The organism is Endozoicomonas acroporae (assembly GCF_002864045.1).
GTDB lineage: Bacteria > Pseudomonadota > Gammaproteobacteria > Pseudomonadales > Endozoicomonadaceae > Endozoicomonas > Endozoicomonas acroporae.
In genome coordinates, this window is sequence record NZ_PJPV01000164.1 from 1 (window position 1) to 19,965 (window position 19,965).

Annotated in this window: 12 protein-coding genes; 7 read left to right on the forward strand and 5 right to left on the reverse strand. The window is 46.3% G+C overall.

Annotation, left to right across the window (positions count from 1 at the left end; translation table 11 throughout):
• The first annotated feature begins 362 nt into the window (after positions 1-362).
• Positions 363-1,289, forward strand: coding sequence for a site-specific tyrosine recombinase XerD (gene xerD, locus CX664_RS21760; protein WP_244910709.1), 927 nt, complete (start codon positions 363-365; stop codon positions 1,287-1,289).
• 185 nt (positions 1,290-1,474) lie between these two features.
• Entirely contained in the window at positions 1,475-2,263 is a 789-nt protein-coding gene (locus CX664_RS21765) for a thioredoxin fold domain-containing protein (RefSeq protein WP_101748759.1), read from the forward strand.
• A 62-nt stretch (positions 2,264-2,325) separates the two neighbouring features.
• Here CX664_RS21765 and CX664_RS21770 read toward each other — a convergent pair whose 3' ends face one another.
• Positions 2,326-3,036 carry an SDR family NAD(P)-dependent oxidoreductase gene (locus CX664_RS21770; protein ID WP_101748760.1) on the reverse strand — a complete coding sequence of 237 codons (711 nt, stop codon included), beginning with the start codon at positions 3,034-3,036 and terminating at the stop codon, positions 2,326-2,328.
• A 490-nt stretch (positions 3,037-3,526) separates the two neighbouring features.
• Between CX664_RS21770 and CX664_RS21780 the strand changes: the two genes are divergently transcribed.
• Together CX664_RS21780 and CX664_RS21785 are read left to right on the forward strand one after the other, a co-directional pair.
• Complete coding sequence (locus CX664_RS21780; protein ID WP_180966582.1) at positions 3,527-7,213, forward strand: ankyrin repeat domain-containing protein; 3,687 nt, start codon at positions 3,527-3,529, stop codon at positions 7,211-7,213.
• Positions 7,214-7,351: 138 nt separating this feature from the next.
• Positions 7,352-9,454 (forward strand): ankyrin repeat domain-containing protein, encoded by a 2,103-nt coding sequence (locus tag CX664_RS21785; RefSeq protein ID WP_101748763.1) that lies wholly within the window; start codon positions 7,352-7,354, stop codon positions 9,452-9,454.
• A gap of 33 nt (positions 9,455-9,487) precedes the next feature.
• Here CX664_RS21785 and CX664_RS21790 read toward each other — a convergent pair whose 3' ends face one another.
• Together CX664_RS21790 and CX664_RS21795 are read right to left on the reverse strand one after the other, a co-directional pair.
• Positions 9,488-12,595 carry a hypothetical protein gene (locus CX664_RS21790; protein WP_146000211.1) on the reverse strand — a complete coding sequence of 1,036 codons (3,108 nt, stop codon included), beginning with the start codon at positions 12,593-12,595 and terminating at the stop codon, positions 9,488-9,490.
• A gap of 144 nt (positions 12,596-12,739) precedes the next feature.
• Positions 12,740-13,570, reverse strand: coding sequence for a hypothetical protein (locus tag CX664_RS21795; protein WP_163369495.1), 831 nt, complete (start codon positions 13,568-13,570; stop codon positions 12,740-12,742).
• A gap of 203 nt (positions 13,571-13,773) precedes the next feature.
• Here CX664_RS21795 and CX664_RS21800 point away from each other — a divergent pair, with 203 nt between their 5' ends.
• Positions 13,774-14,157: a DUF2237 family protein gene (locus CX664_RS21800; protein WP_101748766.1), complete on the forward strand. Its 384-nt coding sequence runs from the start codon at positions 13,774-13,776 to the stop codon at positions 14,155-14,157.
• Between the two features lie 19 nt (positions 14,158-14,176).
• Positions 14,177-14,350 (forward strand): hypothetical protein, encoded by a 174-nt coding sequence (locus tag CX664_RS26645; RefSeq protein WP_180966583.1) that lies wholly within the window; start codon positions 14,177-14,179, stop codon positions 14,348-14,350.
• On the opposite strand, the gene CX664_RS21805 is transcribed toward CX664_RS26645, so the two are convergent.
• Entirely contained in the window at positions 14,347-14,799 is a 453-nt protein-coding gene (locus CX664_RS21805) for a ferritin-like domain-containing protein (RefSeq protein ID WP_101748767.1), read from the reverse strand. The two genes, CX664_RS26645 and CX664_RS21805, sit on opposite strands and share 4 nt — an antisense overlap.
• Positions 14,800-15,388: 589 nt before the next feature.
• Between CX664_RS21805 and CX664_RS21810 the strand changes: the two genes are divergently transcribed.
• Entirely contained in the window at positions 15,389-18,685 is a 3,297-nt protein-coding gene (locus tag CX664_RS21810) for a hypothetical protein (RefSeq protein WP_146000212.1), read from the forward strand.
• A gap of 993 nt (positions 18,686-19,678) precedes the next feature.
• On the opposite strand, the gene CX664_RS27615 is transcribed toward CX664_RS21810, so the two are convergent.
• Complete coding sequence (locus CX664_RS27615) at positions 19,679-19,873, reverse strand: hypothetical protein (protein ID WP_244910710.1); 195 nt, start codon at positions 19,871-19,873, stop codon at positions 19,679-19,681.
• Positions 19,874-19,965 lie beyond the last annotated feature (92 nt).

A 19,965-nucleotide genomic window follows, 5' to 3' on the forward strand; every position in this document is an offset into this window, starting at 1 on the left:
TAGCTATGTGACCGGAGTTGTAACGAAGCAGAGTGCCTGAATAAGGAGTCAGAAATATATGATTTCATATGGTTAGCTACTTATCACCAGCAGTCAGAAGATTTTGAGGCATCGCTGAATATAAACATAAAGGAAGAAGGATCAAAAAAGTATGGAAGAAAAATCATAATATAAAACAGGAAAAATAAGACAAGCGTTAAAACGCCGCACGACTATATGGATGCAGGATCAGTTGCCGGGAGTGACCGGTCATCTGGTCAGGCAATACGTTTTTATTTGATTAACTGATTATGACAGCAATGCAAAACTCCCGGGAGGCCCTATGCAAAGAGAACTGATATTATCTACACTATTGTGCAATATTGGATCTATTGATTGCCATGCCAACCCCCGCTTCTCTGGAAATACAGGCATTCTTACAACACCTCTGGCTTGAACGAGGGCTCAGCAAAAATACCCGTGAAGCTTACCAACGGGACCTGCTGCTCTTCTCTGAGTGGCTGCAGGAGCACACGCAAAACCTCGGTAAGCTATTACTCTCAGCCAGCGAGGAGGACCTTCGCCGGTTTCTGGGCTGGCGTTATGAGCAGGGTTATCACCCACGATCAACTGCCCGGCAAATCTCCAGCCTGAGAGCCTTCTACCGTTACCTGCTGCAATCTGAACAGATCACCACTGACATTACGGCCAATATTGACATGCCCCACCAGGGCAAGGCATTGCCAAAAACATTGTCAGAAGAAGAGGTAGAGTCATTGCTTAGCAGCCCGGATACCGATACCGCCATTGGTCTTCGTGATCGTGCCATGCTTGAGATCCTCTATGCCTGCGGCCTGAGAATCTCAGAACTGGTCAACCTGAAGTTGGACAATATTAATTTCAGACAGGGAGTGCTCCGCATTATCGGTAAAGGCCGGAAGGAACGGCTGGTCCCCATGGGCCAGAATGCCATTGAATGGCTGCAGCAATATATACGACAGGCAAGGGGTGATCTGCTGAACCAGTATGACAGCCGAACCCTGTTTCCGGGTCGTCAGGGACGCCCGATGACCCGGCAGACCTTCTGGCATCGGATCAAGCACTACAATACGATTGCTGGCATCACTACCGACGTTTCTCCCCATGTCCTTCGACATGCTTTTGCCACCCACCTTCTAAACCATGGTGCAGATCTTCGAGTGGTCCAGCTGCTGCTTGGCCATAGCGATCTGTCCACCACCCAGATCTATACCCATATTGCCAACCACAGGCTGTCAGAACTGCACCGTGAGCACCATCCCAGGGGGTAATCTGACCGTCTGTTCACTATTTTTTAGAACTCTCCACCCGATAACAGTGTCCAAGCGATACAACAGGAAGAAATAACGCTAGACTACCCTGTTTTATCCAGCGCTTCTCTCCAATGCTGGAACGGCTTGCCGATAGCCCCTGTGATGTCCGGGCTTATCTTATATGGATCTATTAAGGAATCAGTATGTCTAAATTCTCTGCGCTTCTGTTAACGGCCATCATGATGACCACAAGCGCTGGCTGGTCTGTGGCCGTCCATGCAGAGGCTTCCGGCAAGGACAGTGCCGTTCAGGGCCCCGAGACCCTGATTGAACGTCAGCTGAAAAAACTTGATGCCACCATTCCCATTGAGTCAATTACCAAAAGCCCGATGCCCGGCATCTACAAAGTGATGCTCAAAGGTGGCTTTGTGATCTACAGCAGCGAAAACGGGCAGTATTTTATCAAAGGCGATCTGTTGGAAGTTCGCGGTAACCAGCTGGTTAACCTGACGGAAGAAGTGAAAAGCCAGCAAAACGCCAGGCTGCTGAAATCCCTGAACCAGGAAGATATGGTGATTTTTGCACCAACAGGTGAAACCAAAGGTGTTGTTTATGCCTTCACGGATGTCGACTGTGGTTACTGCCGCAAACTGCACCGGGAAGTCGACCAGCTGAATGCGCTGGGTATTGAACTGCGCTATCTTGCTTTCCCACGGGGTGGCCAGCAATCGCCAGTGCATGGCAAGATGACCAATGCTTGGTGTTCAGCAGACCGTAAACAGGCATTAACCGACCTGAAAACCGGCAAGTCCATCAGTGCAGAAATTCAAGGTGATAAGGCAGCGTGCAGTGCTGTCATTGATAACCACTACAACCTGGGTGTCCAGATGGGCATTAACGGCACTCCGGCCATGGTGCTGGAAAACGGTCAGGTTATTCCGGGCTATCGCCCTGCTGCCGATATTGCCAGAATCATCAACAGTCAGTCTTGATGTTTAGGGGGAGCCTGTCTGGCAGGCTCTCCTGGCACAAACTTGAACCCCTGCTTTGGCCATTACAGATAGATCATTTTCTTTGTCATACCACCATCAACCACGATATTGGCACCGTTGATAAAGTCATTCTCTTCATGGGTCAGAAACAGACAGGTGTTTACAATATCCCGTGGCTTCCCCACTCTCCCCGATGGATGCTGGCGGTGATCCTGCAAGGTCAGCTGATCATAATCTTCAGTTTGAATCCAGCCAGGGCTGATGGCATTCACGGTAATCGGCGTTTGTGCCAGTGATATGGCCAGCGTATTGGTCAATGACACCAGGCCGCCTTTAGACGCGCCATAGGCCTCCCAGCCGGGTTCATTCTGGTGCCAGCGGGTAGACGCAATATTGATAATACGACCGTACTTATTATTGCTATGGTGCCTGATAAACTCTCTGGCACAGTTAAAGCTGCCGCTCAGATTAACATCAATCACCCTGGAGAACTCGGTAGCAGTAAGCTCAGCCACCGGCTTATTAAACTGGCTTATGGCACCATTATTAATCAGGATATGTGCAGTACCATATTGGCGAGCAATGCTGTCAAAGGCTGCTTCAATCATCTCCGGTTTTCCCAGGTCAACGCTGTAGAAATCCATATCTCCCGTTGCCGGTTGATGCAGGTCGAAGCCAACCACAGTAGCCCCCTGCTCCCTGTATGCCCTGGCAAGGGCGTTGCCAATACCCTGACTGGCACCTGTGACAATAACGACTTTATCTGAATACATACCGTGAGACATCCGTTATAGATAGCTGAAAAGATGGCATAAAATCATTTTTCGATGATAGCATTCAGCCCCCTTTTATGGTGCCTACTTATTTTCCAATGCACGTTTCCATTATCAAGCGCTGGATTTTCTCCTCACTCGTAGCGCAGACCTTAGTCAGTTTCTGCTCATACAGTCTTGCCCACCCGGTGACTGAACTGGCCATAGATCTGGAAAATCAGCATGGAGGCCAAATAGGAATGACAGTCACTCTCGGGCAGGCCTGTTTGGCTCAAATTTTTATATCCTCAAAAACCTGTACATCTTGAATATGGTTCATAATCAGTGCATCTGAATCACGCCAATATGTCAAGATTCTGCTTCATAACAAGCATGACTTATTGATAAGATACATTTACACTTTGCCAGGACTGAATAGTCACATTAAATAATCAATAGGAAACAATAAATGATATCAAAGCATCACCCTATTTTATTCCAGAGGCCATTATTGTCAGAAAGTACTGAAAACCTGGATGAGAAAACAACTGATTACATTGCTTTCCCTGATGGTAAATTCAGAACGCTGTCAGAAATTAAAATGGATCTACCTGACAACTACATCAAAATGAAAACTCAGTTTCTGACTGACATTAGCAAGCTGAAGTCTTTGACACAGCGTTTAATCAGCAATGAATTTGATGATCAAATTGATACCTTTCACACAAAGATTTCAGATGACCTGATAAACGATGATAAAAAACCCAACAGCCTGATAACATTCAAGGATACTCGTTATTATCTCCACAATATCATTCATCGAACTGAACGGTTTCTTGAGCTGGAAGCAAAAAATCCTGATGATGCTGATAAATTATCTTTCAATAGAGATAGTTTTTGCACTTTATTTTATGAGATTCTTTCAGGGATAGACAATTGTCTTGGGGGCAATGGTACCCGCCTTCAAAGTGGATTTACCAGCATCGAGAACTCCCGCGACCCACAAAAGGTACTGTTGCAGATTCGACACGGGCTCCTGGATTATGGGGTTAAATTATTTCTGATAAAAGAGCGTGCCAGTGATAAGGATGTATTTGGATTAGGGAATGAAGTACACACGCACAGTGTACTTTACAATTTAGTCTGTGAACAGTTTGATTTGGAACCCCTTAAAGATTTTGGTCACAATGTCAATCTCAATGATAAGAGAGAAATTATTGATCGACTTGAACTTATCCTGCCATCCCTGATGCCAGAGTTCAAAATACTCAATAAACTGACAGATGTGTTTTACCAGGACTTATTATCCTCTTTAAAAAAGCGAAATAAAGAAGACTGGCTAACCCGCCCTGTTCTCAACTCAGAATTGAAGGATGAAATCACTGGTGGAATTAATGAGGATTTTATAACCCCAATAAATCTTCGGTTCAAAACCAGTGATAAAAACAGGCTTAGCCTATGGACAATCATCAAACCCTGCGATGATGGGAGCTATGAATTTTCAAAGAGTCGGGAGCGATTTCAGGTATGGTTAATCGATAATTATTTGAATCATACTCCTATCGCAAACGTACTCACTATGATTGGCAAGAAAAATGACGAAGCTTCTTCCCGGTTTTTATCGAAGAAAGATAAAGATAAAGATAAAGATGAAGCACCACCTTCCTACATTGGCTCGAAGGATAATCTTTATTTTTGGGTCTTTAAATCAGAGACTCCTCTCATGCAGAATGCCAACTGCAGCCTGGATTGGGATAACCATCAAACATTGACTCTGAGTCATTTAAAAACAGTTGATTTTGATAAATTACCCAATGAAGCACGTTTCAATCTTTTTCAATATGCTTTGCACAACTCCAATAAACCAAGTGACTTTTTTGAGTTTTTCCTTGATAAAACCGCATCGGAAAAATGGAACGAAATGGTTAAATCTGACCCTCAAATAAAGGAGATTATGTTAGAAAAAATTATTAATACCCTGAACGATGATGCAGCAGGGTCAACCGGCTTTTTACCGCACCTGCCTGTGGGACCTCTTAAAAAGCATGCCAATACTTTCTTCACCGATTTATTACACCGGGCATTTAAACTGAAACAGGCTGGCATCATTAACTTTTTACTAAAGCATGGTTTACACAAGAGTTCAACCAGGTTTATTGAAACTGAATTCAAGAAACTCTTGTTTTCAGCGGTACAGTCTGACTCAGAAAAATTTAAAATACTCTGTAAACACCCAGTTATTGACTTCAACTCAAAAAATAAAAAAGGTCTAACGCTGTTAATGATAGCTGCAAAATATGGAAAAACAGAGCACCTGAAACTACTTCTGACAAAGAAAGGAATTAAAGTGAACTTGCAGGACAAGAATGGCGATACCGCACTTCTTCTGGCTGCATCAAATGGGCGATTGGAGTGCCTGACAGCACTTCTGACACAGCAAAAAATTAATGTAGGCCTGCGTAACAAGAATCGCTGGACGCCATTAATGACAGCAGCGAGAAACGGTCATGGGGACTGCGTAGAGGAATTGTTTGACCATGTTGCGTCGTCGATCAATAAACAAAACAAGGGAGGCTATACAGCGTTGATGCTGGCGGTAATTGGAGGGAATGAACGCTGCGTCTCGTTTTTATTCCAGAACTCCGATAGCGGCATCAATACAACCAATAAAAAAGATAACACTGCATGGATTCATCTGCGTAATGGATTGGGGGGAACGCTGGCAATACTGGCCGCAAAATATGGCAATATTTATTGCCTGAAAGCAATTCTGGAAAAGAAAATCATTGACGTGAACGAGGCAGATAATAACGGCAAAACTGCACTCATGCATGCTGCGGCAAATGGGCAAACGAAGTGCCTGGAACTACTTCTGGAACAGGAAGGAATTGACGTTAACAAGCGGAACAATAACAACGAGACGGCTCTCATCATGGCTGCAAACAATGGGCACGTGAAGTCCCTGAAACTACTTCTGGCACACGAGAGTATTGATGTGAATTGTCATGCCAACTGGGGTCCTACTGCACTCATGCTGGCTGCACAAAACGGGCATACGAGCAGCCTGATATTACTTTTGACACATAAAAACATCAAACCGAATGCACGGGACATTGTCAGTTGTACCGCATTAATGTACGCAGCAAGAAATGGTAATACGGACTGTATGTTGGAGCTTCTGAAAAAACATGGAATTGACGCAAACCTGACGGACAATCTTGGCTGGACGGCATTAATGCTGGCAGCAAAATCTGGTCATGGGGACTGTGTTGAGGCGTTGCTTCTGCACGATTCTTCGTCGATCAATGCACGACAAAAGGGATTCTTTACGGCTTTGATGCTGGCGGCAGAAGGAAAGGATGAACGTTGTGCCACGTTATTACTCAAACAACCCAATATAGACATCAATACAAAAAATTTTTACGGTAAAACCGCATGGCAGATTGCGGAGGCCAATAATTTAACAGAGCATCAACCATGGCAAAAATTTCAACAGATCCTGAATGCAACAAGCAGTGGTAATTTGACATTACTGACTGAACTGCTGAATTTTGCCGAAGCATTGATCCATGTTCGTAATACAAAAGGGTTAACACTGGCGATGGTGGCCGTAAAAAATGGCCAGATTGATTGCCTCAAAGCAATTCTGGCAATGAAAGTCCTTAAGGTGGACGAGAGGGATAATAAAGGCAAAACTGTACTGATGCATGCTGCAGAAAAAGGGCAAACGAAGTGTCTGGAAGAGCTTCTGACACAGGAGGGAATCGACCCGAATGCGCAATCGAATACAGGTCGGACGGCAATATTATACGCAGCAAGTAATGGGCGATTGGACTGTCTGAAGGTGCTTCTGAAACACCCGGGAATTAAATCAGACCTGCCTGAAGAGGATGGCTGGACACCATTAATGTCGTCAGCAAGAAACGGTGATGTCAACTGCGTTCAGGTGTTGATTGAACAGGGTGAGAAGTCGATCAATGCACAAAAAAACGATGGCTATACGGCTTTGATGCTGGCAGTAATTGCAGGCGTACCAGATTGTATCAGGTGTTTACTTTTACACCCTGACATCAAAATTGATAGTGAAGTTATCAATCTGGCTAAAAAGCAAAATGATTCGGAAATTTCTCAGCTAATCGTTAATCATAAGCCGAATCCAAATGAGTCTGTCCTTCATCAGCAGGTCGATGTCCAATAATAAGTAGGTGACTAAATGAAATCCTATTTTCTGACACATCAGGGCAAAAACCACTGACTTCGGGCACAAGCCGGAACTTATTTCCATGGTGATTGTTCTAAGCAACCTGACACCTATCAGGACAGATGACAAGTTACCATGCAACCACTTAATGCCGGTGGTTACCCAGCCTTGCTACAAGCCGGTGCTGGAACCTCAGGAACTTCGGATAATATAGACGACACTGATTCACCCATATATGTCAACCAGATTCCCCGTAGCTCTGGCCCCGACGACTCGGGCTCATTCGGCAGCACCGGGCTTCCCCCCCATGGTCACAATCGCTCTGTGAACGTGCAAACCGCAATCAAGACGGACGGCCTGGCTGCAGGAACCGACGACAGCAATGATGCAGTCGTACACTGCACCGGCGCTAACAGCAGGGTCCCGCTGAATTGCGCAGTTGAGTGCGGGGATATCAAGATGGTGGCATGGCTGCTGCAAAATGGCACCGAGGTTGATGGCCGCAACGAAGGCTTGCGGAAGCAGCGTAAAGCCCGCAGATTCCCCGGCAGAGAGGGGTTTACCCCATTAACCCGGGCCGTCATGCATGGCTCAGTTGATATTGCGAGCTTACTGCTGAAGTCTGGGGCAGGTGTTAACCACTGGGATGCCAAAGGCATGACGCCACTGGCCACGGCTGCTGCCCGGGGTAACATTGAACTTATACAGCTGTTGCTTGATTATCAGGCGGATATTAACGGCAATAGCACTGGCTGGCGGACCCCCCTGACCCAGGCTGCCAGAATGGGGCAGGTCAAGGCGATAAGCCTGTTGCTGGCCCATGGAGCGGATATTAACAGCTTTGCCCGCAGAGGTGCGACGCCTCTGAGCCAGGCCACCAAGAATGGTCATATCGAGAGCGTACGACTATTGCTGACTATGGGAGCCGACGCTGATGTTGATAGTAATGATTCTGTATGGTGGTCGCCACTGTGCAGGGCAGCAAGTAAGGGAGATATTGAGATTGCCCGACTACTGTTGAGTCATGGAGCCAACGTTAACTGCTTTTACGGCGGCTATTACAGATCAGGTGCCCTGAGCGAAGCTGTCTATCATAGCCATGTCGAGGTGGTGGAGCTGTTGCTGGAACATGGCGCACAGTGGCAAGGCCCGGCAAACGAGAGTGGTCTGCTTAGAATAGCTGTTAATAATGGTGACATCGAAACCGTAAAATTACTGTTGAAGTATAATGCGGATAATGTAAACGGCAGTAGATTAAGTATCTATTCACCACTGAGAGGAGCAATTAATCGGGGATATATTGAGTTAACGAAACTTCTGTTGCAATCCGGTGCTGATCCTGATTGCAATACCTCAAGTAGTGGCTTTACCCTCAGCCCGCTGGCTATAGCGGCTGATTTGGGACGAATTGAACTTGTTAAACTGCTGTTGCAATCCGGTGCCGATGTTCACAGCCATACCTGCGGGGAACTTACGCCCTTAACGCTGGCGGCGTCGGCGGGGCATGACCAGGTCGTGCAGTTATTGTTGCAGCATCAGGCGGACGTTCATAGTCGTGTCCGGGGTAATGACGCCCCTTTGACGCGGGCGGCGAAGGAAGGACATGACAAGGTGGTGCAGTTATTGTTGCAATATAAGGCGGATGTTCATAGTCACTCCTCTGGCGATCGTACTCCTTTGACGCAGGCGGCGGATGCAGGACATGACAAGGTAGTGCAGCTATTGTTGCAGCATCAGGCGGATGCTAATAGTCATTCCTCTGCCCAGGGTACTCCTTTAACCAGGGCAGCTTTTGCGGGACATGACAAAGTGGTGCAGTTACTGTTGCAGCATCAGGCGGATGTACATGGTCGTTCCTCTGGTTATTTCACTCCTTTGACGAGGGCGGCTCTTGCAGGAAATTACCGGTTGGTGCTGTTGTTGTTGCGGCATAAGGCGGATGTTCATAGTCATGGAGTTGGAGATGGTACTCCTCTGTTCTGGGCCAACCAGAGAGGGTACTGGAAAATTGCTTTTGAACTGCTCTACTACGGTGCCTGTCCTGAAAGAAGCCAGACACCGGATGTTATCCATACAATCACCCAGAAATTTGGCTACAACCCCCAGGAAACCCCTCTCAGTCTGGAAAGTTTGTGCAAGAGGCGTCTGGATGATGTGCTTGATAAACGAACAATATCTTCTTTGGATTTGCCTTATTTTTTGAAAAACGAACTGATGAAGAAAAAATTTTTCCCATGAACACGACACGCTATTATTTAGGCCCAGTGTCGGCTAAACAGCAGTCTCATGGTTTGGACGAATCCGCAGAGGTACCAGCATTTTCTGCATTTTTATCCCCCCTTTGTCATTGTATCCCCTGAAGCGCTTCCGACTGACCACGGCAAATCCTCTTTGCGCAAGCACTCTTTTTGCCCGACGTGATTTCAGGGTTTCCTGGGTTAATGTGCCGAGGCTCATAAGTATCCCCTTCAATTGCAGTCGTTGCACCTCTTGAGCGATGGCACCTTGTGTTTCCATACTTAATAAACTGAAACCCTGGCGACACTGCATCTTTTCCAGACGGGTCATCCCTGTTGGCACTCTGACTTGCCTGAGATCATGGAAGCTATTGTGGATGCCACGGGTAATCCCCCTTCGGCGGTTAGTTTTGCAATCTTTATGGTCAGAGCTTGTACAGGTGTGAATGCCTGCACGGCTGGCAATATAGCGCCGGACATTATCGTCCAGATATTTTTCCATGTTCTTTAGTGGCAAGGGCGTCAGTTCAAATTTCTCGGTGATCGTTGCTTCATCAGGTTCAAGCTGGTAAGTCTGGACATAGGAATCCGGCCGACAGTCTTCACGCTTGTTGCCAGTTACCTGTAGCAGATCAGCGGCACCGTGCATGGCGGCTTCCAGTTGCCGTTGAAAGTCCGGTTTCAGGGCAGGATCATTGGTGAAATCTCTGGTTACCTGCGACGGCAGATCCAAAAGCGAGGCGTCAAATTGGCCAGGCTGCTGACGGTCTTTGAAGGATCCCGGGAACGAGGCATCAATCCCGGTGCATCGGATAAAATCCATGCGGTCAGCAAAGCGCAGTACATGCAGATAACGCCGAACCGATGACGACAGCCCCTGGTCGCTCTTGCCATGTACGTCATCTTCCTTACGGGACAGTGCCTCGCCAATCTCCTCCAGATACTGTTGTGGATACTGCCCCTTCAGATCCCGTTTGAAATAGTCAGCCGCCCTGGCTTCTTCATCTCGCTTGGGGACATCTTCCGCTGCGGCGTCATGATAGATAATCGCCAGCGACAGCAGGTTCTTTTCAGTTTCAGAGAAATGCATCTGATGGAATTTCTCCAGCAGCTCGATATACCACAACAGATTGTTCCGGGCCCGCAATACATGGCAGCAGTTGTGATCCGGCTTCCATACCCAGGGCAGTGTGTCACTGCCAAGGCATTTGATGACTCGCTCTGGACCGGGCCGTCGGTAATAGTGCTGAAATATTCTCAGAATGGTCTCTTCGTTATCCCTGGCATTGGGCAGAACCGGTGGTTGGCTGAAGGCGTCAACGATAAACTGCAACTCCGTTGGTTGCGTCAGGGATGCAGTTTGGGGAGACTGACAGCCGGTAAGGCCGAGGGACTTTTGCAGTTCGACGATTTCCAGTTCCCCTTTTTTGATATTTTCTGGCCACTGCTGATAAAAGGGCTCTTGATCTCGACGTTCCCAGAGTTTTTTAACCCAATGAATATAATCATCTGCGCAAAGCGTTCCCAGAGATCTTTCAATGCCTTCGGCAATGGTGTCTGCTATTGTGTCTCTCAGCAAGTTAAATATTTGCTCATTGGGTTCACAAAAATGAAACAGTGCTAATAAATAATTCTTTAATCTTTTATAGGGAAAATATCCAAAAAAAGGTTTTTGAAGGATGAAGCTAAACGCTTCCTGTAGTTGTGCTGCATTGTGTCTCTGGCAGCGTTGATGAAACTCCAGCATAACAGCCGGATTATGAAATAAGGAAGGATGAATCATTAAATCCCAAAATTCAATATCCTTGCAAGATAATCCCAATGCCTTCAGATACCGGCACATTTTTATTGAGCGAAATTCCCTCAATAGTACTCTACCGTTTTTCTCAATAACGGGCACTCCCCGTCTGGTCAGTTCAGTAGATAATTGGAAAATTATATCTTCCTCATTAGTTATTCCTCTCGCACCTTTATTATCATTTTCCGTTGAACTGCTAACATCGGTATTACGCCATAACTTTGTAACTGATATGATTAACAAATCAAGTATTGTCTGGGATTCTCCCTGGTAAAGAAACTTTCTTTGAACAGGGACATCCTGGTCTATTAATTTCCATATCCGCTCTATTAATTCCCTTAAGTGTTGATGACTGAAGTCCGGGTCCGCTACCAGTTTTATAATGTCCTGAAATGGATGCTGTATCGTTGGTAGTCGATGTTGATTCAGGGTTTTTGCTTTTAATGGCATTGGCAGAAAATTCAATACCCGCTTGAAGGTCTCTTCAGAAATATTATGGGAAAACGCAAAATCGCTGAGCCTGGCTTCATTATGCGCTAACAGATGACCACTGAACTCATCCTCAAAATAAACCTCAGCAGAACCACTTTGCTGGGAATAAACCATCCAGGGCAATGACTCAATGCCAAAAACCTCTTCTAATTGGTGCTTATCCTGTAGATGGTCGGTAATACTTTTGTCAATGTCCTCTTTTACAGATAAAAAGCATTTGATTTGTGACTTTATATAACCGGTGGTTAACCATTCTGAATGGCGCTTTAACTTTTCACAATTTTTTTCCCTGAATTCAGGCGGTTTGAATGTGCCATTCTTTTTCAGATGTCCTGATGTCGTTTTCTGATATTTCTGATCGCTGGAGTTAGCTTGCTCTTCCAATTTCCTTTTCAGTGATCTGTGATCAGGCAGGCATTTAACACGCAGCTCATCTGGCTTTAGAGCATTATCATCCAGGGCGCATGTTTCGGCATTTTTTTTATACGCAGCGAGCGTACCGGGATTTATAATGCCTACGGTGACATGTTCCGGTCTTAGTATCGAGGGCACGTCTTCCATAATCAGGATGACAGGTCTTGGCGCTTTTGGTAATTCATCGTTATGATCCAGATAAGCGAACTCTTTATTGAATCTTGTATGAAATGAACTCTCAGGAGACATCTTTATCTGCCGGGCACCAAACGTACCAGCCTTCACAGCTTCCAGCAATTCCTGCCTTATCTGCTCTCTGCTGCCCGGGGAGTGGTGAGTTTCAGTTTTTGAATGTTTGCCTGGTTGCACCGGGCAACTCTCAGGGTTCTTGAACGATACTGTTGATAATGAGTATGCTGCATTGGGTAATGAATTCATAGTGATAATACATAGAGTAATCAGAATGTCAGAGTGATGACGAAGGTGAGTTTATAACCGGCAATACCTGACCCAACTTTTTTATCAAAAAGAGTTCCTCTAGTTCTGTAAAAAAGCAGTCTTTGGAACATCACTGTTGCTTTTTTACACCATGGAAAACATTCGCTTGTTAAAATCCAGAGACTCTATTCCCGCTCTAATATCCTGACGCCGACTTTTCATTAATTGTTCACACAGTTTTTTATTACCTAACCAGTATTCTCTAAAATTCATCACACACCTGATTTCATCTTCTCCTGTGCGATCAGTATCTGTTTGATTAAATGGTGATGACAAATCACTTATACGCTTAAAAATAATTTTTACTGAATTAATAATTTGTTGATGCAGTATTTCAGCATAACCAAGGCGTTGCTCCCTCAGGCAGACATCTTCTTCCGGATTATGGCGAGGATCACTGCGAGGGTAGCCGGGAGAAGATAACCTGGGTAATCCGGCAGCGGGTTGCGGGCCATAACGATACCAACTTTCAGGCAGACAACCAGCTTCATCAGCAAATGCCTGAGCCAGGTCATACAATTTGCTTATTTTAGTTAATGATTGCTCTGGTGTAATACCTTTGCATGTCATTTCCTTTAAAAGTGAATTCAAATATTGTGACAACTCTTCTGCCCTGGGAGAGTTTTCCAAGTGAGGTCCTGCTGTAAAATCAAACATTTCCTGACTTACCGGAATCGCTAATGGAATGGAAACCTGCCATTCACTTATCCGCTTTGCAATACGCTCTCCGAGATGGACATCCAAATGTTGAACAAAGTTATCTCTGGCTACTTCTACATTTCTGGCAACAGTGTCAGTAAATGCTCTTATGGCAGAATATACGACACAGGAGTCTTCCCGGTACCCTTCATACTGAAACCAGAACGCATCACTATAGGATAGCCTTACACCTGAATCTGCCAGAACAATACTCATGACTGAAAAACAACCATTGTTCATATATAAAATATGCAGGTACTTCGACAGTGCTTCGTACCGAAAGGTTCAAAATTCTGAGAATATCCTGACAGAGATCATTGATGTTGACTCAATAACTTCACTTTTCAGGTATCAATGCAAAAAAAGTAGAACTGATCTCTTATATAATGTCGGATAAACAAAATATGGGAGTCAAATAAATGGCCGAGTCATTCTTCGAACAACAAAATGTGCTTGGACTGATACTGGAAACCTGCTGTAAGGACCCTGTCACAGGCTTTTTTCGTGACGGTTTCTGCCATACCCACCCCGATGACAAAGGGGGGCATACGGTGTGTGCTCACATGACTGATGAATTTCTGCAATACTCGCTGTCCAAGGGCAATGACCTGATCACCCCCCGGGAAGAATGGGACTTTCCCGGGCTCAGGGCCGGTGACCGATGGTGCCTGTGTGCAGCACGATGGCAAGAAGCATTGGAAAACAATGTAGCACCTCCTGTTTATATCCGGGCGACCCATATCAATACACTGAAGGTGATTGAATTGACTGTTTTGAAGCAATTTGCCATTGATATCAGCTAAGTCGTGGCATCGTATATTTATGGCTATGTGGGCAGTTACTGTACAAGGCAAAGCGCTATCATGCGGGTACACAGCCATCGCAGGGTTTGCCAGAGGAGTCACCTTACGCATTGAAGAACCCACAGCCAGGCTGTTCAAGCCCTGGCTGCGATTTGCGATTAATGAAAGAGAGGCCGGTTCCATAAAAATCTAAACTACGCTGGCGATCTCGCCTGGTTTCCTCAGCATTTTATCTATGTCGCCTATATGAGTTTCTTCATCTGCAATCAAACGGCGGGCATACTCTTCAACCACCACCAGTTTATCTTTCTCAGCAAGTTCCAATAGATCGTAATAGTACTTTACCCCCTGCTTCTCAAAATCCAGAGATTCCATCAGAATGTCGTGAATATCATGTTTTGAGGTTTCCAAAAGCCCACCGATGCCAAGGGATGGGTGCTCACCGAGATAAGTGATCATTTCTCCCGCTTCATAGGCATGATTCAGCGTTTCTGTTGCTGCTGAACGAAACCATCCAACAATAGGAATCCTGCTATAGCCAAACACCATAAAGCTGTAGTGACTGTATCGTACAACCCCTGCCAGCTCATGCTCCAGAATCTGGTTCAACTTGACCACTACGGCCTGATGCTCAGTGGACATAAACACCTCATCTCAAGGTTATATTTGAGCATGAAAGTATAGTCAGAATTATCAGTGAACCAGTCAGGATGATAAGTAGTTAACCAAATGAAATCATATATTTCTGACTAAGTTGTCAGTCACTCCCGGCAACTGCTCCTGCGTTGCTCTAGCTCCTGCATCCATGCAGTCGTGCGGCGTTGCAACTCCGGTCACATAGCTACGGCTATGCTCCCTACGTTGCGCCTTGCATAGCAACTGCCCACTTAGCCAGAAATATACGATTCCATTTGGCCAACTACTTATTTCACCAGTTCAAGAACCTAATAATCATTTTGAGGTCAAAGGCGATGTTTTAAGTCCAGCTGTTCAGGGTTTCATTCTGAAAGCAACCAGATCGACCTCCTCCCACTCAAAGCCTGCTGGCCGGATTGACCAGGCAGCCGGTTCACGTCGGCCGCCCAACCGTTCCAGAAGCACCTTTAACGGCAAAAAAGTCTCAAACCAGCAGTCTCAAAGTAAAGCCTCCATCCCGGATATAAGCAAACAGATTGAAGACAGCTTTTGGCAGAATAAACAGTTACAAAGTCATAAAATCACCACGGCTGACGTGCTTAAAGCCTATAGAAATGAAAGTTCGACGATAAGAAGCGGCTTCTTCCTGCAAAAGCTCTGCCTAAAGAACATTTTACACAACGATCGCAAAGTTACCCCGGATCAGGTCATTCAAGAGTTTAGCCAGAAGCCAGATCGGCATAACAAGTACCAGGTAGCAATAGCCCGTTTCAGAGCGGAATGTTGCCTGAGAGTTTTGCCATTACATGGCCAGCGGGTCACACCGGAGCAAGTGATCAGGGGTTATCAGGCAGTCAGGGCAACGCTGGAGCTGGCGCGCTTTAAGGAAGAATGTTGCCTGAGAGGGCTTGCTTTGAATGAACGGCAAGTCACACCGGAAGCGGTAATCAGGGATTATCAGGCAGTCGGAGCAACACTAGAGCTGGCGCTCTTCAAAGCAGAGTGTTGCCTGAGAAACCTGGCGTTGAATGGCCAGCTGCTGACACCGGGTGAGGTGGTGAAGGATTTCCCGGTTAGTCCGGAGGGGCAACTCGGGCTAATGCGCTTTAAGGAAGACTGTTGCCTGAAGTGCCTGCCGTTGAATGGCCAGCAGGTCACGCCGGATTCGGTGATTAAGGGGTATCAGAGAGCCAGGACACAACTGGAGCTGGCGCGTTTCAAAGAAGAATGCTGCCTGAGGGGATTGATGTTGAATGACCAGCAGGTCACACCGGATGCCGTGGTGAAAGATTATCAGACAGCCAAAGCGACACTGGAGCTGGCACGCTTCAAAGCGGAATGTTGCCTCAGGGGCCTGATTTTGCATGGCCAGCAGGTCTCACCGGATTCAGTCGTTAAGGATTTTCAGGCCACCAGGGCAAGACTGGAGCTGGCTCGCTTTAAACAACAATGTTGCCTGAGGGGACTGCTGTTAAAAGGCCAGAAGGTCATACCGGATTCGGTGGTAAAGGATTTCCCGGACAGTCCGGAAGGCAAACTGGGAATAACGCGCTTCAAAGCGGAATGTTGCCTGAGAGGCCTGCCGTTGAATGGCCAGCAGATCTCACTGGAGGCGGTGATTAAGGACTTTCTGGAGAGTCACAATGACAAACTGGGGGTCGCACGTTTCAAAGCGGAATGTTGCCTGAGGGGGCTGACATTGAATGGCCGACAGGTCACAGCGGATATGGTGGTCAAGTGTTTTCCGGGCAGTCTGGAAGGCAAACTGGGGATCGCACGTTTCAAAGCGGAATGTTGCCTGAGGGGCCTGACATTGAATGGCCAGCAGGTCACAGCGGATATGGTGGTCAGGTGTTTTCCGGGGAGTCCGGAAGGCAAACTGGGGATAGCGCGCTTCAAGGAACAATGTTGCCTGAGGGGCCTGACATTAAATGGTCAGAACGTAACAGCGGATGCGGTGGTTAAGCATTTCCTCGATAGTCCGGATCGCAAAATGGGGATAGCCCGCTTCAAAGCGGAATGTTGTCTGAGAGGCTTGCCGTTAAATGGTCAGCAGGTCACACCGGAGGCCGTGGTTAACGATTATCAGGCAGCCCGGGCAACACTGGCGCTGGGGCGATTTAAAGCGGAATGCTGCCTGAGGGGCCTGCCGTTGAATGGCCAGCAGGTCACACCGGAGGCGGTGGTTAACGATTATCAGGCCGCCAACGCCACACTGGAGTTGGCGCGCTTTAGAGAACATTGTTGTCTCAGGGGTATGTTACTGAATGGCCAGCCGGTCATAGCGGAGGCCGTGGTTAAGGATTATGAGCGTGGTGGCTGGTTGCTCGAAAAAGCTATTTTTTATACTCAGCTGACATTGAGCGCCAGGGAATTGAATGGCCACTATCTGGATATCAGGGAAGTATTGGCAGCGTTTAATGAAGCTCCCGGAGATTATTCTGCAAGGCAAGCCAGGTATCTTATTCAAAGGCTGACACTAACTCAGCAGTTCGATGAAACCAGCGAAACCCGGAGTATACTTCAAGAGGCCTGGCACATCTTAAACAATGTAATGGTCAAAGACGATGAGCAACATCGACTCCAATGTATAGTGAAGTTCATGGCTATGCAGCATGGACTGCCCATTGATCATCAGAGTGTATCAGCAGAACAGGTATTGCAATCCATCACAACGCTGCGACGCTCATTTCAGAATTCACGACTGCATTTCTTCTTCCTGACATACTGTTATATCACGGGACAGTCTATTGATGGACGGAAGATCCATAAGCATCAGGCCCTGGAGTGTCTTCAGAGCTTTCCAGCCGCAAGCAAGCTGCGCCACGCTTTAGGCTGCTGGTTCACACAATACTGCTGTGACACCAGTACAATGGATGAGTTACTGTTCGATGGCCACAAGCACTCAGCTAACCGTGCCATTGTGGGTCAAACCCTGAAACAGCGGTTAACAACAGGTGACACCGGCTTTTTGCAAAAAAAACAGGTTCCGCGGTTTACTGCGCTTACCCTGAAAACACTGGAGATTATTCAGGAAATCAATGATTCTTATACCAATCCACCCATGCTGATTACCGGTTCTTACGCACGCTTTTTACAGAACCTCTGCTCATCATTTAATGATATTGACATTATCTGTACGCAAGAAGCCTCTGCCAGAACACTCTTTGACAGGCTGCTGGCACTGAACACCGACAGTGATTCTGAAATCCCCAAAAACATCATTATCTGGCCAATCCGGGGGTGTCAGGCGATTAAACTGCCACACGCCTACAATATTCAATGTAATGACGGTGATTTGGGGATGAAAGCAATGGTACTTCAGGTCAGCATTGACGCCAGAGCAGCCCATGAACAGGCCGTACAATTGCCCGTGCACGTTCCCGGCGTTGAAAGGCCGGTATGGTGCCTGCCGTTTGCTGAAGAAACCCGATTACTGAACGATACACTGGAATACCTCGCTAATAACCTTGACTTGCTGACAGAACAATTGCAAAAAGGAACGGAATACCTGCCACGAACCATTCTGTTTAATCTTCCTCAAAACCCTGATGAGCGTATTTATGGTTTGTTTATGCGCTGCCTGCTTAGCCTGAATAAAGCCCGGCAGTTTATCGCTCTGCAAGAAGCCCAACCCAAACAACCTGACGGCCAGGCCAATCACCTTCAAGAACATCGCCTGCCTGTGCTGACTGAAATGCTGCAAATAAAATTGACCAGCCATGCTTGCCGTAAGGATTTTGAACATAGAATTAACGACTGGTTAGCGACAACACATCATGCTAATGACTATGAGTTCAAGAGGAAGGACTTTATCAAAACACTACTGGCAATAATGAATATTGAAAAAACTCATAAACCTGAAACAGTTAACCAGATTGACAGCAATTAACCAAAAACCAATCCTGATTGAATCATCAGTTTTTATTTGTTTTTTTAGAATCATTCAATATCATCTAATAATTAATTTCAGCAATTACAGATATTCATCTCAGAAAATGATTGATGAGTAAGGATTTAGTCGCGTTATGAATAATATTGGAAACGGTAATTTTACCTACAACCCAGGTTCTGCAACAAACCAGTGGGATACTGGAGCAGTTGATGAATCCGCAAGAGCAATGCTGGGACACCATAGTGTTGATTACAATAATCCCCCACAGACCCATTTACCCCACGCACCTTCAAATGAAACTGAAACACTTTTTAAATTTATAGATGTAATGACGGGTGACACCCACATAGCAAAAGATTTTTCAGAGCTGTTAAGTTACGATCAACTTCTTTTAAAGCTAAGGGACTCTGGTGGTGAAATTTATGTCAACCATGGGCAGCCCGTAGAGCAAATCGCTAAAGATATTCGCTCAAATGATTATCTGAAGTGGCTACTATTATCAGTTAACAATATTGAGGAAATCCCTGTTGCCCGGGAAGTTCCACTTATTGCAGACAGGGATATATCTATTAGTAGTTTTGATGTGGAAGATAGCAGTGGATCTGATACGGACACTGCCCCTGAGAGACCATTTAACGAAGCGATGAGTAATCTCACAAACAGGGCGCAGACATTTAATAATACTAACTGGAGAAATGTAAGACGTTCGTCTGTTTTTTCCTCTGCCGTCTCTAATCAGGATATTTCTGCCAGCGGTTTTTATTCACTCAAAGATGGGGAGCTGGTGCGATGTTTTTCATGTGGTGGTTGTCTGCAAAACTGGAAGAGAGATGAAACGCCCGATGATTTACATGCCCAGAAGTTTCCAAAGTGCCAGTTTATCAGAAAGAGGTTAGGTGCTGAATTGGTTAATACCATTCAAGAGGCCCTTACCACTGAACAAAAAAATGCCGTAGCCAAGACTATTCCCGGATCTCGACATTTATACAGTCAACCTATCGGTGGGCAGAGTAATCGCCAAGTGGCGGGCTCCAGCGATGACTTAACACGTTTTCCTGCCTCTTCATCCTCCAGAACAGCCCGATCCAGGGCCCGGTCCAGGGCCCGATCTTGGGCAGAAACATCCAGGACAGAAAGATCCAGGTCCAGGCCCAGGCCCAGGCCTGATTCCAGCTCCAGTTCCATATCCGGATACAGGTCTGGCTCTAGTTCTGGTACTTCATCACCAGTATCCTGGCTCAGGGCGGTAGCACGAAGCGTACATATGTACTATTAAG

What these genes read in the sequence shown, in the direction of transcription:
- CX664_RS21765 (WP_101748759.1), top strand. Translation starts at nt 1,475, where the DNA reads ATGTCTAAATTCTCTGCGCTTCTGTTAACGGCCATCATGATGACCACA.
- CX664_RS21770 (WP_101748760.1), bottom strand. Translation starts at nt 3,036, where the DNA reads ATGTATTCAGATAAAGTCGTTATTGTCACAGGTGCCAGTCAGGGTATT.
- CX664_RS21785 (WP_101748763.1), top strand. Translation starts at nt 7,352, where the DNA reads ATGCAACCACTTAATGCCGGTGGTTACCCAGCCTTGCTACAAGCCGGT.
- CX664_RS21790 (WP_146000211.1), bottom strand. Translation starts at nt 12,595, where the DNA reads ATGAATTCATTACCCAATGCAGCATACTCATTATCAACAGTATCGTTC.
- CX664_RS21795 (WP_163369495.1), bottom strand. Translation starts at nt 13,570, where the DNA reads ATGAGTATTGTTCTGGCAGATTCAGGTGTAAGGCTATCCTATAGTGAT.
- CX664_RS21800 (WP_101748766.1), top strand. Translation starts at nt 13,774, where the DNA reads ATGGCCGAGTCATTCTTCGAACAACAAAATGTGCTTGGACTGATACTG.
- CX664_RS26645 (WP_180966583.1), top strand. Translation starts at nt 14,177, where the DNA reads ATGGCTATGTGGGCAGTTACTGTACAAGGCAAAGCGCTATCATGCGGG.
- CX664_RS21805 (WP_101748767.1), bottom strand. Translation starts at nt 14,799, where the DNA reads ATGTCCACTGAGCATCAGGCCGTAGTGGTCAAGTTGAACCAGATTCTG.
- CX664_RS27615 (WP_244910710.1), bottom strand. Translation starts at nt 19,873, where the DNA reads ATGGAACTGGAGCTGGAATCAGGCCTGGGCCTGGGCCTGGACCTGGAT.